Origin of the sequence: Streptomyces paludis, from assembly GCF_003344965.1 — a bacterium.
In the GTDB taxonomy this organism is placed as follows: Bacteria; Actinomycetota; Actinomycetes; order Streptomycetales; family Streptomycetaceae; genus Streptomyces; species Streptomyces paludis.
On the sequence record NZ_CP031194.1, the window covers coordinates 4295817 to 4315417 of the forward strand.

The 19601-nt window shown below is 69.6% G+C and carries 19 protein-coding genes; 8 read left to right on the forward strand and 11 right to left on the reverse strand.

The genetic code is table 11. The features are described from left to right. Nucleotides 1-114: 114 nt before the first annotated feature. On the reverse strand, nucleotides 115-1206 hold the full coding sequence (locus DVK44_RS19080; RefSeq protein WP_228447254.1) for a LuxR family transcriptional regulator: 1092 nt from the start codon (nucleotides 1204-1206) through the stop codon (nucleotides 115-117). A gap of 810 nt (nucleotides 1207-2016) precedes the next feature. On the opposite strand from DVK44_RS19080, the gene DVK44_RS19090 reads away from it, so the two are divergent. Both DVK44_RS19090 and DVK44_RS19095 read left to right on the forward strand, forming a co-directional pair. Beyond that, the gene (locus DVK44_RS19090; protein ID WP_162793958.1) at nucleotides 2017-2652 is read left to right on the forward strand and encodes a stress protein; all 636 of its coding nucleotides are present in this window, start codon (nucleotides 2017-2019) and stop codon (nucleotides 2650-2652) included. Between the two features lie 70 nt (nucleotides 2653-2722). Continuing rightward, the gene (locus DVK44_RS19095) at nucleotides 2723-3271 is read left to right on the forward strand and encodes a stress protein (RefSeq protein WP_114660737.1); all 549 of its coding nucleotides are present in this window, start codon (nucleotides 2723-2725) and stop codon (nucleotides 3269-3271) included. 15 nt (nucleotides 3272-3286) lie between these two features. Here the strand turns inward: DVK44_RS19095 and DVK44_RS19100 are convergent, their stop codons facing one another. The 7 genes from DVK44_RS19100 to DVK44_RS19130 form a co-directional block, all read right to left on the reverse strand. Continuing rightward, complete coding sequence (locus tag DVK44_RS19100) at nucleotides 3287-3559, reverse strand: DUF397 domain-containing protein (protein ID WP_114660738.1); 273 nt, start codon at nucleotides 3557-3559, stop codon at nucleotides 3287-3289. A gap of 31 nt (nucleotides 3560-3590) precedes the next feature. Next, nucleotides 3591-3803: a DUF397 domain-containing protein gene (locus DVK44_RS19105; RefSeq protein WP_114660739.1), complete on the reverse strand. Its 213-nt coding sequence runs from the start codon at nucleotides 3801-3803 to the stop codon at nucleotides 3591-3593. After that, entirely contained in the window at nucleotides 3785-4627 is an 843-nt protein-coding gene (locus tag DVK44_RS19110; RefSeq protein WP_114660740.1) for a helix-turn-helix domain-containing protein, read from the reverse strand. The genes DVK44_RS19105 and DVK44_RS19110 overlap by 19 nt, the downstream gene beginning before the upstream one ends. A 305-nt stretch (nucleotides 4628-4932) precedes the next feature. Next, nucleotides 4933-6036, reverse strand: coding sequence for a hypothetical protein (locus DVK44_RS19115; protein WP_162793959.1), 1104 nt, complete (start codon nucleotides 6034-6036; stop codon nucleotides 4933-4935). 114 nt (nucleotides 6037-6150) lie between these two features. Then, nucleotides 6151-7710, reverse strand: a complete 1560-nt coding sequence (locus tag DVK44_RS19120; protein WP_114660742.1) for an MFS transporter — start codon at nucleotides 7708-7710, stop codon at nucleotides 6151-6153. An 83-nt stretch (nucleotides 7711-7793) separates the two neighbouring features. Then, entirely contained in the window at nucleotides 7794-8837 is a 1044-nt protein-coding gene (locus DVK44_RS19125; protein ID WP_114660743.1) for a zinc-binding dehydrogenase, read from the reverse strand. A 105-nt stretch (nucleotides 8838-8942) separates the two neighbouring features. After that, the gene (locus DVK44_RS19130; protein WP_114660744.1) at nucleotides 8943-10280 is read right to left on the reverse strand and encodes an NAD(P)-binding protein; all 1338 of its coding nucleotides are present in this window, start codon (nucleotides 10278-10280) and stop codon (nucleotides 8943-8945) included. A 131-nt stretch (nucleotides 10281-10411) separates the two neighbouring features. Between DVK44_RS19130 and DVK44_RS19135 the strand changes: the two genes are divergently transcribed. Next, nucleotides 10412-11083, forward strand: coding sequence for a pentapeptide repeat-containing protein (locus tag DVK44_RS19135; RefSeq protein ID WP_114660745.1), 672 nt, complete (start codon nucleotides 10412-10414; stop codon nucleotides 11081-11083). A gap of 301 nt (nucleotides 11084-11384) precedes the next feature. Here the strand turns inward: DVK44_RS19135 and DVK44_RS19140 are convergent, their stop codons facing one another. Further along, complete coding sequence (locus DVK44_RS19140; protein ID WP_114665275.1) at nucleotides 11385-11882, reverse strand: hypothetical protein; 498 nt, start codon at nucleotides 11880-11882, stop codon at nucleotides 11385-11387. Between the two features lie 167 nt (nucleotides 11883-12049). On the opposite strand from DVK44_RS19140, the gene DVK44_RS19145 reads away from it, so the two are divergent. Both DVK44_RS19145 and DVK44_RS19150 read left to right on the forward strand, forming a co-directional pair. Continuing rightward, nucleotides 12050-12667 carry a Uma2 family endonuclease gene (locus DVK44_RS19145; RefSeq protein WP_228447255.1) on the forward strand — a complete coding sequence of 206 codons (618 nt, stop codon included), beginning with the start codon at nucleotides 12050-12052 and terminating at the stop codon, nucleotides 12665-12667. 78 nt (nucleotides 12668-12745) lie between these two features. Continuing rightward, complete coding sequence (locus tag DVK44_RS19150; RefSeq protein ID WP_408055334.1) at nucleotides 12746-14140, forward strand: M1 family metallopeptidase; 1395 nt, start codon at nucleotides 12746-12748, stop codon at nucleotides 14138-14140. Nucleotides 14141-14253: 113 nt separating this feature from the next. Here the strand turns inward: DVK44_RS19150 and DVK44_RS19155 are convergent, their stop codons facing one another. Then, entirely contained in the window at nucleotides 14254-14829 is a 576-nt protein-coding gene (locus tag DVK44_RS19155) for a TerD family protein (protein ID WP_114660747.1), read from the reverse strand. 229 nt (nucleotides 14830-15058) lie between these two features. Between DVK44_RS19155 and arfB the strand changes: the two genes are divergently transcribed. Beyond that, nucleotides 15059-15493 (forward strand): alternative ribosome rescue aminoacyl-tRNA hydrolase ArfB, encoded by a 435-nt coding sequence (gene arfB, locus DVK44_RS19160; RefSeq protein WP_114660748.1) that lies wholly within the window; start codon nucleotides 15059-15061, stop codon nucleotides 15491-15493. Between the two features lie 110 nt (nucleotides 15494-15603). Here arfB and DVK44_RS19165 read toward each other — a convergent pair whose 3' ends face one another. Continuing rightward, complete coding sequence (locus DVK44_RS19165) at nucleotides 15604-16149, reverse strand: flavin reductase family protein (protein WP_228447643.1); 546 nt, start codon at nucleotides 16147-16149, stop codon at nucleotides 15604-15606. Between the two features lie 370 nt (nucleotides 16150-16519). Here DVK44_RS19165 and cdgB point away from each other — a divergent pair, with 370 nt between their 5' ends. Together cdgB and DVK44_RS19175 are read left to right on the forward strand one after the other, a co-directional pair. Continuing rightward, on the forward strand, nucleotides 16520-18283 hold the full coding sequence (cdgB, locus tag DVK44_RS19170; protein ID WP_114660750.1) for a diguanylate cyclase CdgB: 1764 nt from the start codon (nucleotides 16520-16522) through the stop codon (nucleotides 18281-18283). A gap of 323 nt (nucleotides 18284-18606) precedes the next feature. Continuing rightward, nucleotides 18607-19596 carry a carbohydrate-binding protein gene (locus DVK44_RS19175; RefSeq protein WP_114660751.1) on the forward strand — a complete coding sequence of 330 codons (990 nt, stop codon included), beginning with the start codon at nucleotides 18607-18609 and terminating at the stop codon, nucleotides 19594-19596. The last annotated feature ends 5 nt before the right edge of the window (nucleotides 19597-19601 follow it).

Consider the following 19601-nt stretch of genomic DNA (forward strand, 5'->3'; position numbering starts at 1 on the left):
TTACTCCTCCCCCGGAGGCGCGACACTGAAGGGAGGAGGGGCGGCCCAGCGCCAAGCACCTCGCCCCCGGCCCGCCCCGGTTACCTCTTGGTACTGACCCGCATTGGGCGTCCTTTACGCGCCCCCTTCTTCGTGGCCGATGCCGGGACCGGCATCAGGGCCTCGGCCAGGGCCGAGGCGCTGCGTGTCCTGGGCTCGTAGGCCCAGGAGGTAGCCCGCCTGGAAGCGGCTGTCCGCGCCCAGTTCCTCCATCAGTTCCGCGATGTGCCGGCGGCAGGTCCGCAGGGACATGCCCAGCTTCCGGGCGATCACCTCGTCCTTCGCCCCCTCGACCAGCTGCCCGGCGATCGCGTCCCGCAACTGCGTTGTCGTCGCCGCCGTATAGGACGCGGAGAAAGGTTCCGCCAGCCCCCACGCGGTGGCGAACACCGAACGGAGGAACGCGACCGCCGACGGTTCCCGCAGCACCACGGCGGCGTCCGGGTTGTCCCAGACCGGCAGAAAGGCGGTTGACCGGTCGAACACCAGCATCTTGCCGAAGAGTTCGCTGAGTGTCCGCACCTCGCCCCCGGCCGCGCTCACTTCGCGTACGTACTCCTGCGTGCCGGGGCTGTAGCGGGCGGTGTGCTGGTAGAGGGTGCGCAGCCGTACCCCACGGCCCAGCATCTCCAGGTCCCTGGGCAGTGCCCGTTCCAGATGGCCGGCCGGGCGCGCGCCGCCCGGCTGGACGGTCAGGGCCTCCTCGGTGCACCGCGCCGCCGCGTCCTGGATCAGCAGCATCACCCGGCCACGGGTCTTGACCACCTCGACCGCGCCGGAGTCGGCGCTGCGCCGGTGTATTTCCTCGTAGAGGGGGATCAGTGTGCTCAGCCGCGACCGGGTGCGTTCGAAGCTCTCCAGGCGGCGGCGCAGTACGTACTCCTCCGGGCCGACGAGTTCGGCCACTGCCGAGTACGGACTCACCGCCCGCCAGCGCACCCGGCCCGGGCCGGGGTCGGGGCCGCCCTCGTGGTCCTCAACCACCAAGCAGTGACGGATGAGTTCGGCGGCGAACCGCTTCGCCTCGCCCTCCGTCACACCCAGCTTCGCCGCGAGACCGTCCGTCGGCGCCGGGCCGTTCTCCAGCAGATGGGTGTAGAGCTGCAATGCCTCGGGATCCAGGTCGCCGAAGTCGTCGGGTTCGGCTTCCGGAGACTGCCGCAACACTTCCTTCGGTCCTCCGGCCGCCACTCTCCGCTTACCTGTCATGGTCACAACATTTCCCCTCCTTTCCCCCGGCCCGGTAGAGCGATTTTCGTGCGCAGGGGTTCCGGAAAACGGCGATCCTGACACGGACGTTTCCCGGCCCCCCTCGAAGGCGTGCGCGGGCGCTGTCGCGATCCCGCCCCCAGGAACTTGGCGTGTTCATGGCGTATTTGGGTGGCGTCTCCTGGACGTTCCGCAGCGGACCGTACAGGCCGGCGGCCTCATTCCGGATCCCATCCGTCCCCCTTCTCGCCACGATGCCCGTTAACCTCCCCCTCCACTTCCTGCACGCATGATGCTGAGGGCATCCATTGCTGGACCGGAAGTTGTCCTTTGTAGATTCTTGACCCACAGGAAAGACCTCGGCGGATGTGTCACTCAGCAGCTCATATTCCATCCTTGGAGTACGTCATGAAGCTCATCCTGGACACCGAGTGGTAGTGGTGGGGACGGCATCGCGAAAATCGCCGTCGTTGCCGTTGTCCTTGGTAACTCTCCTCGGTAACTTCCCTCGGTAACTCTCCTCGGTATCTCCGTACAGCGCCTCCCTCCGGCGTGTCCCCGCGCCGCTTTTACGGCTTGTGCGCCACATGTCGAAAGAACACGTCCGCAACGCGTTCGCAACACGTCCGCAGGGCGTGCTCGAAGCCGTGCGTGAAGTTCCGCTCAAAGACGCGCGAAGCCGTGCTCGAAGTCGCATCCGAAATCCCGCTCAAAGCCCGCCGTATCTGGCCTGCTTTCTCTGACCCACCCTTCCCCAGAGGAGTCGTCATGAGCAAAACCCGGATTCGTATCGCCACGATGGTCGTCAGCGGGATCGCCGCCACCGCGGTCCTCCTGCCGAGCGCCACCGCTTCCGCGGCCCAGGCCCCGGTCCCGCCGCGGACCAAGGTGTCCGGGACCGTCTCGCACGTCTCGAACACGGACTACGCCACCGCGGCGCTCGGCACGGCCTCGACAGGAGTGACAACGGCGCTCGGGGCCAAGTCCCTCGGAAAGCCCGGGGCCGCACCCGCGAAGCAGGGTGAATACGGGACAGCCGCGGCGCATGTCGCGGTCATCAGAGCCGTCGTCAATATCACCAAGGCGATCGTCAAGATCATTACGAACGCCATTCAGAACAAGCAGAACCGCGAAGGCTATGTGAAGAGCCTCCGCGAGGGCGCTTTCTACGACGCCGGCCAGAAGTACAACGTCATGATCATCAACAGCTCCAACAAGTACTCGTTCTCGCTGGGCGGATTGGTGTACGACGCCGAAGGATCCGGCATCCACGGCAAGTACCGGATCCTGGTCTTCGAGTCGGGCACCTTCACGAACAAGGGCGACGGCGGCTACATCAACTGGGCCTTCCGTGGCTGGTTCGAGCGCAACGGGATGACGGTGAACTTCCGCCGCTCCTGGTAATCCTCCCTTTCCCTCGTCCCTTTCCCCATCCCCGGCCGGTTCCGGCCGCCTTCCACCAAGGGAACTTTTTATGCGCCGCAACACCGCTCTCGTCTCGGTCGCCCTGACCGGGCTCGCCCTCGCCGGGGGCCTCGCCGCCCCGGCCCAGGCCGCCACCGGCCCGGCCTCCACCGCCGCGACCGCTGCCGCCAACGCCGCCACCGCCGCCAAGGCGTCGGCGTCGAAGGCGCCGACCGGCGGCGAGTACACCGTGGCCACCGTCGCGACCGTCACCATCCACGGGGACCAGCTCGGTCGCGGAAAGCAGGTCACCGACGCGATCCGTAGCGTCACCACCAACAACCGCGGCGACTTCGTCAACCAGGTGAAGGACAAGATCTTCACCGCGGCGGGCGGGCGCCACAACGTGATGGTCTTCAACCTCAGCCAGAACCACAAGGACCGCTTCAACAACGTCCGGCTCTACGCCAATGTGAAGTGGGACAAGATCCACTACGGCGTGTGGATCTTCGAGTCCGGTGAATTCACCAACCTCGGCGACGGCGGCTGGATCAACTGGGGCTTCCGCGGCTGGTTCGACCGCAACGACAAGCACGTGAAGTTCAGGCGCTCCTGGTAACGCAACACCTCGCGGTCACACGCCGAAGGCGTCCGACTGAACGGCCTGCACGAAGGCGGTGAACGCCGGCGCCGGGAAGACAAGCACGGGCCCGTGCGGGATCTTGGAATCCCGCACGGGCACGGCGCGTTGGCCGCTGTCGGTGGCGACTTCGAGGCACTGGCCGCCGTCCGAGTTGCTGTAGGTGCTCTTGCGCCAGCGGGCAGCGGCCTCGACGCACTGGCCGCCGTCTTGGTTGCTGTAGCTGCTTCGGCGCCAGCGGATGGCGTTCACGTCCGTGAGTGACACAACACTTCCTTCCGGCGGGAGCCAGGAAGTATCAGTGTGCGTCGAGCACGCCCGACTGAACAGACCGCACGAAGGCGGCGAACGCCGGCGCGGGGAAGAGCAGCGCGGGTCCCTCGGGGTTCTTTGAGTCCCGTACGGGTACGGTGCCGGGGAAGTTGACGGCGGTTTCGAGGCACGCGCCGCCGGACGAGTTGCTGTACGTGCTCTTGAGCCAGACAGCGATACTCAGGTCGATGGGTCGCACGAGACCTCCTCCAACATTTGCGTGATGAGGTTCCGTGACTCGGCTGGTGACAATGCCAAGTCACGAACTGCATCGTAGCGGAGTTGGAGCTGCCGGACCGGTGTCGGTTGTTCGATGAGGTCGCCACGGAGTGCATTCTCTGTGTACGCCACCGTGTTGCCGTCCGGGTCGTTCAGGAACATTACGTCAGTGCTGTCCAAGCCGTGCGGCCCAACGGCAAGTGGCAGCACTTGCAGGGTGATTTTGGTGCGCTCGGACATGGTGAGCAGACGCTCAAGCTGCTCCTGCCACGCTTCGGTGTTCGGTAGCGGCGAACGCAGCACGGCCTCGGACAGAATTGTGCGGAAGTGCGGCGGGCACCCACTGTCCAGCAACATGCGACGCCCTACCCGTGCCTCAACCTCTTGCTCCAGTTCAAGACCGTCGATGCCGTCCGCCGCGAGTATCGCCCGCGCGTACCTCTCCGTCTGGAGCAACCCGTGCACGGTGCTGATGCCGAAGTGCCAAAGGTTGACCGCCTCGGCCTCCAGAAGCATGTACCGGCGGTACCGTTCCCGGAACTGCGTCGGGTCACCCATGGCCAGTTCCCACAGCGTCAGCAGCATCGGCGTCGTGCCGTAGAACTGGTCCAGCGCCTGTACGACTTCCGGGCTGCCCATGCTGCCGCCGGTTTCCATCTTGCCGAACAGTGAGTGGTCCCAGCCCAGCGCCTCCCCCAGCTTCCGCAGGCTGAGTTGCTTCTCCTCGCGCATCCGGCGCAGTTCTTCCATGAACCGCTTGCGCGGTTCCTGACTTCGTCCGGTGACGATCCTTCTCGGTGGCATCGTGTGCTGACCTCCGTCGAGCGTGTGGAATTAACGCGACCTGGCGTCGAATCGCCTTCCGCCAGCGGGCATTTGAGTCAATTCCCGGATGCATTCTCGTAACTGCCCGAGCACGCAAGGTAGTGCACCGACCACCCACCCAACCAGGTGTATGGGTGAAAAAGATGTCAGATGGCGACAATATGCCAGATATGCGGATGAGATGGACAGGACTGGGGCTCTTCGTGTTACTCGGAGACCGGTACAGCGTGTTCCGGGCCGTCCAGCGCGAGGATCGCCCCGCCGGGCGCCATCTGCGTCAGCGGTCAGCGCTTCTTCTTCGGGTGGATCTCCGCAGGCGGGAGTTCGAGGTCGGTGCAGCCGCGCCGCTTCGCCTGGTCCTTGGCGAAGGCGTTCAGGAGTGGGCGCAGTTGGCGGCCCGTGAGGTGCCGGTCGCGGATGTCGGTGCCGCGAGGGTAGTCGAAGGCAAGGTAGTTGACCGTCTCGTCGTCGCAGCGCGCACGGGCCCGGCCCAGTTCCTCGCTCATCATCGGCTGGCCGGAGTCGAGATCGTCCGCGTACGCGACGTTGTTCATCAGCAGCCGCTCGAAGGGTTTCTCCGTCCAGTCGCCGTACCAGCCGGAGAAGCTCACCGCCGTCTTTCCGCTCGCGGGGTCCCGGAGGGAGCAGCCCGTGACCGGGGCGTCGGCGTCGGTGTGGGGCACGACGCCCCACTCCGCGCCGTTGGGGCTCTTCGGCAGGGTGAGCCCGGCCAGCCAGCCGCAGACCGTGCCCTTCGCCTTGGCGGGTGGCACGGCGGGCGGTGGCTCGTACGGGGCGTTCCCGGCGGGTGGCGTCGGCAGGGGTGCGGCTCCGCAGCCGAGGCGCTCGGAGGCGGTGTTGGCCATGGAGACGGCGATCCGGGCGGAGGCCGGAGTGGTCTCCTCGCCCCAGGCGTGCACGGTGGTGAGCAGCCGGCGCTGCCGTCCCTGCGCGTCCCGCCCCAGGTCGGGGCAGTCCTGGAGGATGACGGGGCCGAACTCGTTGGCGAGGCCCGGTATCCCGGCGGGGAGCGCGAAGCTGGCCACGAGGGGGATGCTGAACCCGTAGTCGAGTTGCCGCTCCAGATCCTCCGGGTCGGTGTAGGCGTCCACCGCCAGGGCGTAGTGGCGCTCGTCGCGGTTGATGCGGCACTTCATCCGCCCCCGGTCGGCGTCGGTCTCGTCCGTACCGGCCTGGAGGCGTTGGTCCGGCAGGACATCGGCGAGGTCCGAGGCGCGCAGGCTTCCCTCGCAGAGGGTCGCCGCGAACCACTGGTGCTGCCAGTGCTCCTTGGTCGCGAATCCGGCGAGGGCCAGCATGGCGAGTGCCGCCGCCGACCACGCCGGCCACGCCATGACCTTCCCCGTGGTTCTTGCCTTCGATGCCATGCGCGCGTCCCCCGGTCCTCACATGCCCAAAATCCCCGGAATCCTATAAGCGGGCAGGGGAGGGGGCGCGCCTGGCGGTTTGCCCGTCACGCCGCGCGCCTGGCGGTCCGCCCGTCACGCCTCGCGCTGCTGCGGCGAGCGCGCCGTGACCATCGTCATCGCCAGCGCCGCCGCGAACAGCAGGATCACGGCCGCCCAGGCGATGGCGACCGTAAAGCCGTGGACCGTCGCGGTGTTGGCGAGGGCGGTCTTCTGCTCGGGGGTGAGGTCGCCCCGGGAGGCCGCCTCGCGTGCCGCCTTCGCGAAGTGGCTCGTCGCGTAGCTGGTGGCGCTCGTGATGGCGATGGTGTTGAGCAGCGACGTGCCGATCGAACCGCCGATCTGCTGCGCGGTGTTGACGGTCGCGGAGGTGACACCGGCGTCCCTCGGCGCGACTCCCGAGGTGGCGACGGACATGACGGGGAGGAAGGTGAGGCCCATGCCGAGGCCGAGCAGCAGGGTGCCGGGCAGGATGTGGGACACGTAACTGGAGTGGGTGTCGATGAAGGTGAGGCTGAAGAGGCCGCCGGAGGCGAGCAGCAGGCCGGGGCCCATCAGCAGGCGCGGCTGTACGTAGTGCATCAGACGGGCCGCGATCTGGGTCGACGCGACGATGATCATGGCGCTCATCGGGATGAAGGCGAGGCCCGTCCTGAGCGGTGAGTAGCCGAGGATGTTCTGGAGGAAGAACGTCATGAACAGGAACAGCCCGAACATGCCGATCGTCGTCAGACACATGGTCAGCACCGAGCCCGCCCGGCTGCGGTCCTTGATGATGTGCAGCGGCAGCAGCGGGCTGGGCGCGCGCGTCTGCCACCACACGAAGCACGCGAGGAGCGCGACCGCGCCGCACAGCAGCCCCAGGACCATCGCGGACGACCAGCCGCGCGACTCCGCCTCGCTGAACCCGTACACGAGCGCGACCAGCCCGCCGCAGCCGAGGACGACCCCCGGGATGTCGAGGCGCGACTCCTTGTGGCCCTCCCGGTCGTGCAGCAGCGCGAGCGCGCCGGCGACGGCGATGACGGCGATCGGCACGTTGACGTACAGGCACCAGCGCCATGACAGGAACTCCGTCAGTACGCCGCCGAGCAGCAGCCCGATCGCCGCGCCGCCGCCCGCGATCGCGCCGTAGATCCCGAACGCCTTCGCGCGCTCGCGGCCGTCGCGGAAGGTGGTGGTGAGGAGGGAGAGCGCGGAGGGCGCGAGCAGCGCGGCGAACGTGCCCTGGAGCGCCCGGGACGCGAAGAGCATCGCCGGGCTCTGGGCGGCGCCGCCGAGCGCGGAGGCGGCGGCGAAGCCGATCAGGCCGATGATGAACGTACGTTTACGGCCGACGAGGTCGGCGATCCGGCCGCCGAGCAGCAGCAGCCCGCCGAAGGCGAGGGTGTAGGCGGTGATGACCCACTGCCGGTTGCCGTTGCTGAGGCCCAGCTCGCGCTGGGCGGACGGCAGGGCGATGTTCACGATGGTGGCGTCGAGGACGACCATCAGCTGGGCCATCGCGATGACGGCGAGGCCCCACCAGCGGTGGGTCTCGGGGTCGGTGTCGGAGGTGCCGGGGGCGCGTGGGGTGTGTGGGGCACTGGAGGTGTGTGGGTCGGCTGGGGGCGTCGGGTCGCTTGGTTCGCTCATCGACGGTTTCCCTCCCCATGGGGTTCTGTGATGGCATCGCGTTACGCGTATCACCACAGAACACCATGAATCAGGCAGGCTCGCTACGGCTCCAGCACCACCTTCCCCATCGTTCCGCGCGTCTCCAGCGCCCGGTGCGCCCGCGCCGCGTCCGCCAGCGGGAAGCGCTGTACGGCCGGACGCAGCCGGCCCGCCTCCGCCTCCGCGAGGGCCCGGTCCTCCAGGGTCCGTATGTCGCCGCCCGCCTTGTCGAGCATCACCGGGCCGAGCACGGTCTCGGAGGTGATGCCGCGTTCCGCCAGCTCCTCGGGGGTGAAGGTCAGCGGCGTACCGTCGTGCGGGCCCTTGCCCGACCAGCCGAACACCACATGCTTTCCGCCCTTGCCGAGCAGCTCGACGGCCGCGCGCCCGATCGCCCCGCCGACCGAGTCGAAGACGACGGCCGCGCGCCGGTCGCCGTTGTGGGTGCTGAGGTGCTGCGTGCCGTCGTACATGCCGCCGAGGTACGTCCGTACGCGCTCCGGCCAGTCCGGCGCGGTGTAGTCGACGGCGAGATCGGCGCCGTTCTCCGTCACCCGCGCGACCTTGGCCGGGCCGCCCGCGAGGCCGATGACGACGGCGTCGACGTTCTTGGCGTACTGCACGAGGAGCGTGCCGATGCCGCCGGCCGCCGCCGTGACGAGGACGATGTCGCCCGCGCCGAGGTCCGTGAACTGGAGGATGCCCATCGTCGTACGGCCCGTCCCGATCATGGCGACCGCCGCGGCCTCGTCGAGCACCTCCGGGATCTCGTGCAGCCGGGTGGTGTCGGCGACGGCCAGCTCGGCGTATCCGCCCGGGACCATGCCCAGGTGCGTGACGACGCGCTTGCCGAGCCAGCTCCGCGCCACGCCCGCGCCGAGCGACTCGACCGTACCGGCGACCTCGCGGCCGGGGATGGTGGGCAGGGTGGTGGGGGCGGGCATCGGGCCGAGCTGGATGCCCTCGCGCAGGGCGGTGTCCACGAGATGGACCCCGGCGGCGGCCACCGCGATCCGTACTTGGCCGGGGCCGGGGACGGGGTCGTCGGTCCGCTCGTGGACGAGGTTCTCGGCGGGGCCGAAGGCGTGGAGGCGGATGGCGCGCATGGTGGGCTCCTCGGGGGTCCGGTCGGCCGGGCTTCTCGCCGGGCTTCTCGCCAGGACTTCTCGCCGGCCGACTGGTTTTCGGGTGGACCTCATCAGCGTCCGACCTCAAGCATTGTTGAGGTCAAGCCCCCGCCCCTTGTTCCCCTCGGTCCCGACCCGGGTGGCCACGCCGCGCAGCCGCCGTACCGCCAGCGTCGCCGCCTCGATCCCGCTGTTGAACGACACCTCCGACAGCACCCCGGGCGCCGCCACCGAGTCGCCCGCGAGGTAGACCCCGTGGCCCCGGTCGATGCGCGGCCGGTCCCGCCAGGTGCTGCCGGGCAGGTCGACCGCGCCCGTACGGTTGTCGGACAGCGCGTCGCGGCGCCATACGGTGCGCTCGCGCCAGCCGCGGAACCCCAGGTCGAGCAGGTGCTCGGCGCGTGCGACGCCGTCCGAGCGCCGCTGGTCCGGGGCGAGCGGGAACTGTCCCTGGACCAGCTGCTCGCCCGCCGGGGCCAGGCTGGGATCCGCCGCGCTGAACCGTTCCAGCCAGCCGGGGGCGTCCAGGTCCGAGATGATGAACGGATCGCCGGCGCGGGTGCGGAGCGCCAGATCGAGCAGGACGGTACGGCCGCCGGGCTGGCGTAGCGAGCTGTTCCCGGCGCTCTGCCCGCTGGTGTCGTTTTCGTCGTCCTCTTTAAGGAGGCGGCGGGCCGCGTCCAGTGTGGTCGCGACGATGACGGGCGCGTCCTCGGCGCTGTGCGCGGGCAGGTCGTCGATCCGTACGCCCGTCTCGATCCGTACGCCGAGCTGTTCCGCGTACGAGGCCATCCGGTCGACCAGCGCGCCCCAGCCGCCGACCGGGTACCGCGCCTCGGGCGAGAGCGCGGCGGCGCGGTGGAGCCGCTCCTGTACGAACGCGGCGGAGAGCGAGCCGGGGTCGTGGTGGTAGAGCGCGACGGCGGAGTAGTGGGCGGCGGCGCGGGCGGCTGCCGGGCCCGCCTTCGCCGTTGCCCAGGTCAGGAAGTCGGTGTCGACCGGGGCGTGCTCCGCCGTGCGGCGGGGGAGGGTGAGCAGGCCGCGGGGCGGGACCGCGTGCAGGGTGCCGTTCAGATGGAAGCGGATGAAGGGGCCGCCGGGCCGCAGGGGCAGACCGGCGATGGTGCCGAGCAGACCGCGCTGCCGGAGCCAGGCCGCGTGGGGGCCCTTGATGTAGAGGGCGTGCGGTCCGTCGTTGGTGCGGTACGGGGCGGTCGCGCCCGGGACACGGACGGTCGCCGTACGGGCCCGGCCGCCGAGCGTGCGGTGGCCTTCGTAGAGGGTGACGGGGGCGGCGCCCGACTCGGCGGCGGTGATGGCGGCGGTGAGGCCGGCGAGGCCGCCGCCGATGACGGTGATGGTGGGGGTGGTGGCGCCGGTGCTGGCGGGGTTGGGGTTGGGGTTGGGGCGGCTGGGTTCCATGGTCGTGTTCGCCTTCTTTCGTTCTCTTCTGCTCCGGGCATCTCTCTTTTGTTCGTTCTCTGTTGCGACGGGAACAGGGCGCCAGGATGTGACATCGGCGCGTTGTCAGTGGCGTACGACACCATGGGGGCATGGCACGGAAGACAACGAGGAGCGGGGCTACGGCGGCGAAGCGCGCGGAGGTGCGGCTGCCGCCACTGAGTCCGTACGGCGGCGGGCTGGAGCCGGACGGCGACTACGACGGGCTGGAGTTCACGGACCTGGACCTGAGCGGCCAGGAAGGACCGGGCGCGCGGTTCATCGACTGCGCGCTGCGCGGGTGCGGGCTGGACGAGACGGCGTTGGGGCGGGCGCGGTTCGTCGATTCCGTACTGCACGGGGTCAAGGGCGTCGGCACGGATCTGTCGGGGGCGTCACTGCGGGATGTGGAGGTGATCGACGCGCGGCTGGGCGGGGTGCAGTTGCATGGCGCGGTGCTGGAGCGGGTGCTGTTCAAGGGCGGGAAGATCGATTATCTGAACCTGCGGAAGGCCCGGCTGCGGGACGTGGTCTTCGAGGGGTGCGTCCTGTCGGAGCCGGACTTCGGCGGGGCGGAGCTGGAGCGCGTGGAGTTCCGGGACTGTGTGCTCCGGCGGGCCGATCTGAGCGGGGTCCGGATGAAGGACGTCGATCTGCGGACGGTCGCGGAGCTGGATATCGCGCGCGGGCTCGACCGGCTGGCGGGAGCGGTGATCAGCTCGGCCCAACTGCTCCATCTGGCACCGGCGTTCGCGGCGCAGATCGGAGTGCGGGTGGAGGACTGACGGGGGCACGGACCGGAGGCCCCGATCCGGGGGGAGTGGGGGGTTTGATCGGGGCCTCCATGGTGCTCCGGGGGGACGCGCCTGGGTGGGGGGTTGAAGCGGATCGGATCCGAGTGGATCCTCCTCCGCTTCCCGGCGGTGCCCCGGTAAGGAACCTGTGCCCGGCGGTGCGGGATGTACGCGCGGCGACCCGGAAATCCATGAGTGGACTGTGTGGTAGCTGTGTGGCCACGGTGTGAGGACCGGGCTTCGCGGAGGCGGCTGCGCGGCTCTCGGGCTGTGCGGCTGCGCGGCTGTGGTGTCAGCTGCGGGGGAAGCGGGACTGAAGGTCCCAGATGATCGGGTTGTCGGCAAGCCCCTCGTGCATATCGGCGAGATCCGCGATCAGATCGTGCAGGAAGTCGCGCGCCTCGCGGCGCAGCAGCCGGTGGCCGAAGGTGAGCGGCGGCTCGTCGCCGGGCATCCAGTCGGCCTCCACATCGACCCACCCGAAGCGCCGCTGGAAGAGCATGCGGTCCGCCGACTCGGTGAAGTCCAACTCGGCGAACTGCGGCTTCGCGGCCCGGCTGCCCCGGGGATCCCGGTCGAGCTGCTCCACGATGTCGCACAGCGCCCAGGCGAAGTCCAGCACCGGCACCCATCCCCAGGCTGTGGACACCTCGCGGTCCTTCACGGTGTCCGCGAGATACACATCCCCGCAGAAAAGGTCGTGCCGCAGCGCCCGCACGTCCGCGAGGCGGTAGTCGGTCTGCGGAGGATCGGGAAAGCGCCGGGAAAGGGAATAACCAATGTCAAGCACGGCCCCGATGGTGTCACGCCCCCGCCGCCGCCCGCCCCACGGAGCCCACGGCCGGGTGCCGCCCCGCAGAAACGTCACCGCTCACACGTTCGAGTGAACGTTCCTGGCTGCGTGTGGGGAGGACCGTTTTCCCCTGACAGGGTCGCCCTGTGCGAAGGAGGTCTGTCGTGGCACCGCTTGTTCCGAAGTACGTCCGCCCGCTGAACCGGATCAAGGGACGGATCCCCGCCCTGCTCCCGGAAGAGGCGTTCGAGCTGTTCAGCGCGGTTGGCCCCGAGGGCTGGCGGGTGGAACTCCTCGAAGGCGAGGTTCACGCGGGACCCCCGGCGGACGGAGCGCACGCGGAGATCGTTTCAGAGCTGTGCGGGCAGATTCATGACCATCAAGAGGATCCGCTCCTGCGCACGTACACGGGCGTAGGGCTGGTCCTTTCCGGGCTTACGGCCGACGGCCTGAGCATGCCCGGCAGGGCCATCCCCGACCTTGTCATCGCCCCGAAGGGCAGCTTCGCCGACGAGTTGGAGTTCCATGATCCCGCCCCAGTGCTCCTCGTCGCCGAGGTGACGTCGCGTTCCACAGGGGCGAATGACCGGGGCAAGAAGATCCGGGGCTATGCCCGCGCCGGCATTCCCGTCTACCTGCTCATCGACAGGGAAGCGGACCAGGCCGTCCTTTTCACCGGTCCTGTCGGTGAGGAGTACCGGCGCAAGGAGTCGTACAAGCTCTCCGAGACGGTGCCGCTGCCCGCGCCGTTGGGGTTCGAGCTGGATACCGGCGCGTTCTGAGTCCCGGGCGAGAGGGGGCTTGGCCCTCGGCCTTACGATCGCCGGGTGCTTCGTCCCCCGGTAGTGGTTGTTCCTCTTGTGTTTCTGCTTGTCCTGGCGGGCGGCTGTACTGGTGATGGCGATTTCCCGCGTGGTCCCGTCGGTGCGGCTGGGCTTGGGGATCCGTACTTTCCGGGGCTGGGGAACGGGGGGTACGACGTTGAGCACTATGGGCTGCGCCTTGACTACGCGCCCGCGACCGGGCGGCTCAAGGGCGTCGCGGAGATCACTGCTCGGGCCACCCAGGATCTCGGCGCGTTCTCGCTCGACTTCGACGGGATGACGGTGGACTCCGCGACCATCGACGGCGCCGAGGCCGCCGTGCGTCGGGACGGTACGGAGCTGACGCTGCGGCCCCGGGGGCGGCTCGGGCGGGGGGATACGTTCCGTACGGTCGTCCGGTACTCCGGGGTGCCGCGCCGGATCACCGACCCCGACGGGTCGCACGAGGGGTGGCTCGCGGACCGGGACGGCGGGCGGGCCGTCGCGCTGGGGGAGCCCGCCGGGTCGATGGCCTGGTTTCCCGGCAACCACCACCCGAGCGACAAGGCGGCGTACGACATCACCGTCACCGTGCCGGCCGGGCTCGGGCTCAAGGCCGTATCCAACGGCGAGTTGCGGAGCGAGCGCACCCGTTCCGGCCGTACCTCCTTCGTCTGGCACGCGCCGGAGCCCATGGCCAGCTATCTCGCCACCGTCGCCATCGGCCCGTACAAGACAGAGCGGACCGCCGCGACGGCGGAGACCCCCACCGCGCTCTACACGGCCGTCGACCCGACCGTCGCCAACGACAGCGCCGCGCTGCTCGCCCGGCTCCCCCGTGTCATGAAGTGGAGCGAGCGGATCTTCGGGCCGTATCCGTTCTCCTCCGGCGGCGTGATCATCGGCCGTCCGGGTGACGCCGGATACGCCCTGGAGACCCAGACCCGGCCCTTCCTCCCCGGCCCGACCACCACCGAGACGCTGGTGCACGAGGTGGCCCACCAGTGGTTCGGGAACTCCGTCACGCCGAAGACCTGGCGGGACATGTGGCTCAACGAGGGCTTCGCCACCTACGCGGAGTGGCTCTGGCTCGCGGACACCGAGGGCGTACCGGTACGGGACAGCTTCGCCGAGGCATACGCCGACAAGGCCAACTGGGCCTTCCCGCCGGCCGAACCGCCGTCCGCCGCGCAGCTCTCGGACCCGCCGGTGTACGGGCGCGGCGCCATGGTGCTCCAGCGCGTGCGCGAGGCCGTCGGCGACGACACGTTCTTCCGTATCGTCCGGGGCTGGGCCCGCGAGCACCGGCACGGCAACGCCGGCACGCGCGACTTCACCGCCTATGTGGAGTGCGAGGCGGGCAAGAGCGGGGGCGACGGGAGCACGGGTAAGAAGCTTGATTTGCTGTGGGACGTCTGGCTTTACGGCAAGGCCAAGCCGCCCCTCGGCTGAGCCGCGCCCGCCTTGCACGCGGCGCCAGCTGAGCCGGGTGGGTGCTCGGCACCGCCCACCCGGCCCTTCGGACTACCTGTTGTTCAGAGTCAGACGTTCGGCGCTCTGTCGCGTCAGAGGTTCACGCCGAAGTCCGTCGCGATGCCGACCAGACCCGAGGCGTAACCCTGGCCGACCGCGCGGAACTTCCACTCGGCGCCGTTGCGGTACAGCTCGCCGAAGACCATCGCGGTCTCGGTGGCGGCGTCCTCGCTGAGGTCGTAGCGCGCGATCTCCACGTCACCGGCCTGGTTGATGATGCGGATGAACGCATTCCGGACCTGGCCGAAGTTCTGGCTGCGGGTCTCGGCGTCGTAGATGGAGACCGGGAAGACGATCTTGTCGATGTCGGCCGGCAGCGCCGCCAGGTTGACCTTGATCGACTCGTCGTCACCCTCGCCCTCACCCGTGGTGTTGTCCCCGGTGTGGACGATCGTCTGGTCCGGCGTCGCCTTGTTGTTGAAGAAGACGAAGTGGGAGTCGGAGAAGACCTTCCCCGCCGAGTTCACCGCGATCGCCGAGGCGTCGAGGTCGAAGTCGGTGCCGGTGGTGGTGCGGACGTCCCAGCCGAGGCCGACCGTGACGGCGGTGAGGCCCGGGGCCTCCTTGGTGAGCGAGACGTTGCCACCCTTGGACAGGCTTACAGCCATGGGGATTGTCCTTTTCGTTGTCGTGTGCGGACTTCGAGCCGTCCCGAAGTTACCGTCACACGCCATAACGAGGGCACAGGACCGGGAGGTTCCAGCTTCTTTACTTTCTTTACCCGGAACGGGCCGATGGCCCGAAGTCGGCCTTCCATGGCCGGTTCCGTGGTGGGTGGGTGACCGCGCTTCGGGAAATGCGGGTGACGGGAACGGTCGAACACGGGACCATGGACATATGTCCGGGCCCTCTTCTCATGTCATCCGCGGTTCGGTCTCCCTGCCGGAGGCCGAGCTGATGTGGCGTTTCTCGCGTTCCTCGGGCCCGGGCGGCCAGCACGTCAACACCAGTGACTCCCAGGTCGAGCTGCGCTTCGACCTCGCGAAGACCGAGGCCCTGCCGCCGGTCTGGAAGGAGCGGGCGCTCGAACGGCTCGCGAGCCGGCTGGTGGGCGGTGTGATCACCGTACGGGCCTCGGAGCACCGCTCCCAGTGGCGCAATCGCGAGACCGCGTCCGTACGGCTCGCCGCGCTACTGGCGGAGGCGACCGCGCCGCCGCCGCGAGCGCGCCGCAAGACGAAGATCCCGCGCGGCATCAACGAGCGCCGGCTGCGCGAGAAGAAGCAGCGCGCCGACACGAAGCGGGGGCGGACGGGCCGGGACTGGGGGTAAGGGACGGGCACGGCCTGGGACCCCGGGGGCTGTCCCGGTCAGTCGGCCCCGCGTCGCTGTCCCCGCCAAGGCCCCAAGTCAAGCCCGTACCGCCGCAGTCCGTACCGCCGTCACTGTCCCAACTGCCTGTACCGCCCCTTGAAGTACAGCAGCGGGCCGCTCTCCCCGCCCGGCAGTTCCGCCGTCAGCACCCGCCCGATCACCAGCGTGTGGTCGCCCGCCACCACCCGCTGCTCCGTCCGGCACTCCAGCGTCGCCAGCGCGCCCTCGATCAGCGGCGCCCCGCTCAGCTCGCCCCTGCGGTGCGCCGTGTCCGCGAAGAGCAGCCGGTCGCTGATCCGGCCCTTCATGGAGAACCGGCCCGCGATCTGCCGCTGGTTCTCGGTCAGCAACGAGGCCGCCCACAGCGGCTGTTCGAGGAGCAGATCGTCCATCCGGGAGCCGTTGCGGAGGCTGACCAGCACCAGGGGCGGATCCAGCGAGACCGACATGAAGGCGGTCGCCGTCATCCCGGCGTCCTCTCCGGGCGGGCCGTCCTGGCTGAGTGGGGGTTCATGCGCCGTCACCAGCACCACCCCGGCGGCCAGCCGGGCGAGGGCGGCGCGGAACTCGTCGTTGCTCACCCCCACAGCATGCGGGACGGCGCCGCCCCGCAGGTCGGCGGAGGGGGCGGCGGTGGTCGTGGGGGCGGCGGTGGGGCCGGCGGGGCTCGTCTGGGGCACGCGGAAGACGCTAGTCTCGGTCGTTCCCCACCGCATCGGGCCAGGGGACCAGCCCTGGTCCTAGGACCAGGGGCCCCGCACGCTCGCCGACCCCCTGAGTTTGCGTTCAAAAAGACCGAGGGACTGTTCCCACCAGGCGTTCCGCCCCTCTGTTGCTCATGTGACTTGACTCACAGACGGGGATATTTGTTGACCCTGTGTACCGGACGCACAGCACCCTGTGATTCAGTGGCGAGGACCCTGCAAACACGAGAGCCGATAAGAATCACTGGAGTTGCTGTCGAGGTCTCGGGGAGAGCGAGCAATGGAGACCGAGTCGGAGCCGTACGTCCGCCTTGCGACCCTGCGGCAACTGCATCAGGCCATCGCCGAACTCAACACGGCCCGCAGCCTGGCGGACACCCTTCAGACCGTCGCTGACGGAGTCGTCACCGGGCTGGGTTACGAACTCGCCTGTGTCAACGTCGTCCAGGCCGACGGCGATCTCGTCGTGGCCGCCTTCGCCGGCAGCACCGCCGCGGAATCCCTGATCACCGGCCGGGTCGGCTCCCGCGGTTCCTGGGAGCGGCGGCTTGCGATGGGCGAGAGCTGGGGCGATCTGCGGTTCATACCGCACACCGAGGGCTGGGTGCTGCTGGAGGACGACGTTCCGCAGTGGTTCACCGAGGGCCCGTACCCCCGCTTCGAGGACGAGTGGCACCCGCAGGACCGTTTGTACGCCCCGATGTACGCGGCGGCCCGCCGCGACCCCCCGGCGCACGCCAGGGGCGGCGGGGGCGAACTCCTCGGCGTGATATCCGTCGACCGGCCGCGCGGCGGGCGCCGGCCGGGGCCCTGGGGGCAGGAAGCCCTCCAGATGTACGCGTCGCAGGCGGCGATTGCGATCAGTAACGCCCGGCTCCGCGCAAACATGCAGCGCGCGCTGGTCCGGCTGGAGCGCGAACAGCAGGCCCTGCGGGCCAGTGAGGAATCCTTCCGGCAGGCATTCGAGTACGCGCCGAGCGGTATGGCCATCGCCGAGATGGGCGGCGACCAGCACGGCCGGCTGCTGCGCACCAACGACGCGCTCTGCCGCCTCCTGGGCCGCCCCGCCTCCGCGATGCGCCGGCACTCCTTCTCCGACCTCGTCCACCCCGAGGACATCGGCACCCTGCTGCGTACCTCCGCCGAGGGCGGCCGGGCCGAGCTGCGGCTCGAACGCCGGGACGGCACGTACGTCTGGGTCTCGCTCCGTAACTCGGTGGTCGCCGACACCACCGACGGCCCCCGCTTCCTGCTCACGCACGTCGAGGACATAGAGGAGCGCAAGGGCCGCGAACTCCAGCTCGCGCACCGCGCCTCGCACGACTCGCTCACCGGCCTCCCCAACAGCGCCGAACTGCGCTCCCGGCTCAGCGCCCGGCTCTGCTCCCGTCCGCACGCCCTGCGCGAGACCGCCGTCGAGGCGCTGGACGCGGCGTACGGCGGTTACGACGGCACGGTGGTCCACAAGCCGGGCTACGACCCGTACGACGGCTATGACGGGTACGGCGGCTACGACGCGTACGAGGAGACGTCCGGCGGCCCGCGCGGCGGCCCCTTCGACCACCATGTCCACCTCGTCGCGCCCACCGAGAGCGGCGGCGGCGCCCCGGCGGAGGACGGTGGCGACGGCGCCGGGGACGACGGCACGAAAGGGCTCGCGGTCCTCTTCTGCGACCTCGACGGCTTCAAGTCGATAAACGACCGGTTCGGCCACAACACCGGCGACGAGGTGCTGATCGAGGTCGCGCGCCGGCTGACCACGGGCGTACGGGACGGGGACACCGTCGCGCGGCTCGGCGGTGACGAGTTCGTGGTGCTCGCGGACGGACTGGGCGCGGCGGACGCCGCCGATCTCGCCGTACGCCTGCGGAACGCGATCATCCCGCCGATCCGGGTGGACGGCCGGGCGGTCCGGGTGGGGGCGAGCTTCGGCATCAGCTGGGCGAGTTGCGGGATGTCGGTGGAGGAAGTGCTGCAATCGGCCGACCAGCGGATGTACATCGAGAAGCGCTCGCGGAGCAAGGCGCCGCGGCGGGCGGGGTAGCGCGGTAGCGCGGCTCGTTCAGTGGGTGGTGCCCCGCCGGGTCGTGCTCCGATGAGTCGTGCCCCGCTGAGCGGGGAGCCGTGACCGCTGGGCGGTGCGGTGGTGGGCGGCGGGTGGTGAACGGTGTGCGGTGTGCGGTGTCCCCGGAGTCGCAGAAACGTCTCCGCCCGTTCGGGACAGGGCTGGGACATGTCCGCTATCCGTTCTTCACCCAGGACTTGGAGACTGGCTGCACGCGTCAAGACCCGTTCGTAGGATTGCCCGTACGAGGTAGGCTCGGGCCGGTCGGCGACGCTGGCGAGAGGGTAAGGAGTGACCAGGGAATGACGGCCGGGAACAACGGCGCGAGCAAGCCCGAGGACGACGATCCGTTCGGCTATCTGTACGAGGACGGACAGGCAGCCGCCGCCGCTCAGCGCGGCCAGGCGGGCGGCTACGGCTACCCCGGCCCCGCGGCCCAGCCCGGCGTGCCCAGGACCTCGTACAACCAGGTCAGAGCGGTGGGCGACCGCCGCCAGGCGGCTCCTCCGCCGCAGCAGGCCCCGTACGGCGGCCAGCAGGCCCAGTACGGTCAGCAGCAGCAGGCATATGCCCAGGCGCCCACGACCGCGCATCCCACGATCGACCCCCGCCAGCTGCCCGGGCAGCGCGGCGCCGGTGGCGGACGCGGCAGCGGTGGCGGTCCCAACAACAGGGGCCTGCTGATCGCGGCGGTCGCTGTGGTCGCGGTCGTGGTGATAGGTATCACGGTGGCGCTGATGAACGGCGACGACAAGAAGGACGGCGACGCGGCCCCCTCGGGCGGCGCCAGCTCCTCGGCCGGAGAGCCCACGTCGCCCAGCAGCGCCCCGAGTGAAGACGCCGACGATGACGACGCGGCCTCGGGCGAACTGCCCAAGGGCGACGCGGCGGTCATGAAGCTCACGTCCCCCGCCGCGATGTCCACCGACATCCCGGGCGCGAAGAGCGAGAGCGGCGCGTACATCACGCTCAACGGAGCGGGCGCGGCTGCCAGTTGGACCTTCGATGTGCCCGACTCGGGTAAGTACACGGTCTTTGTGACGTACGGCGTGCCCGGCAAGGACGCGGACATGACGCTGAGCATCAACGGCAAGGCGATCGACCGCCCGCTCAATATGAAGAACTTCGCCCATGCGCCCGAAGGGGACTGGGAGAAGGGCTGGACGAACACCTACGCCTGGATCAACCTCGAAAAGGGATCCAACACGATCAAGATCTCGTGCGAGGACGGCAACCAGTGCGAGGCGGCGCTCGACCAGTTCGCCCTCAAGACGGACTGGGTCAAGGGCTGAGCTGA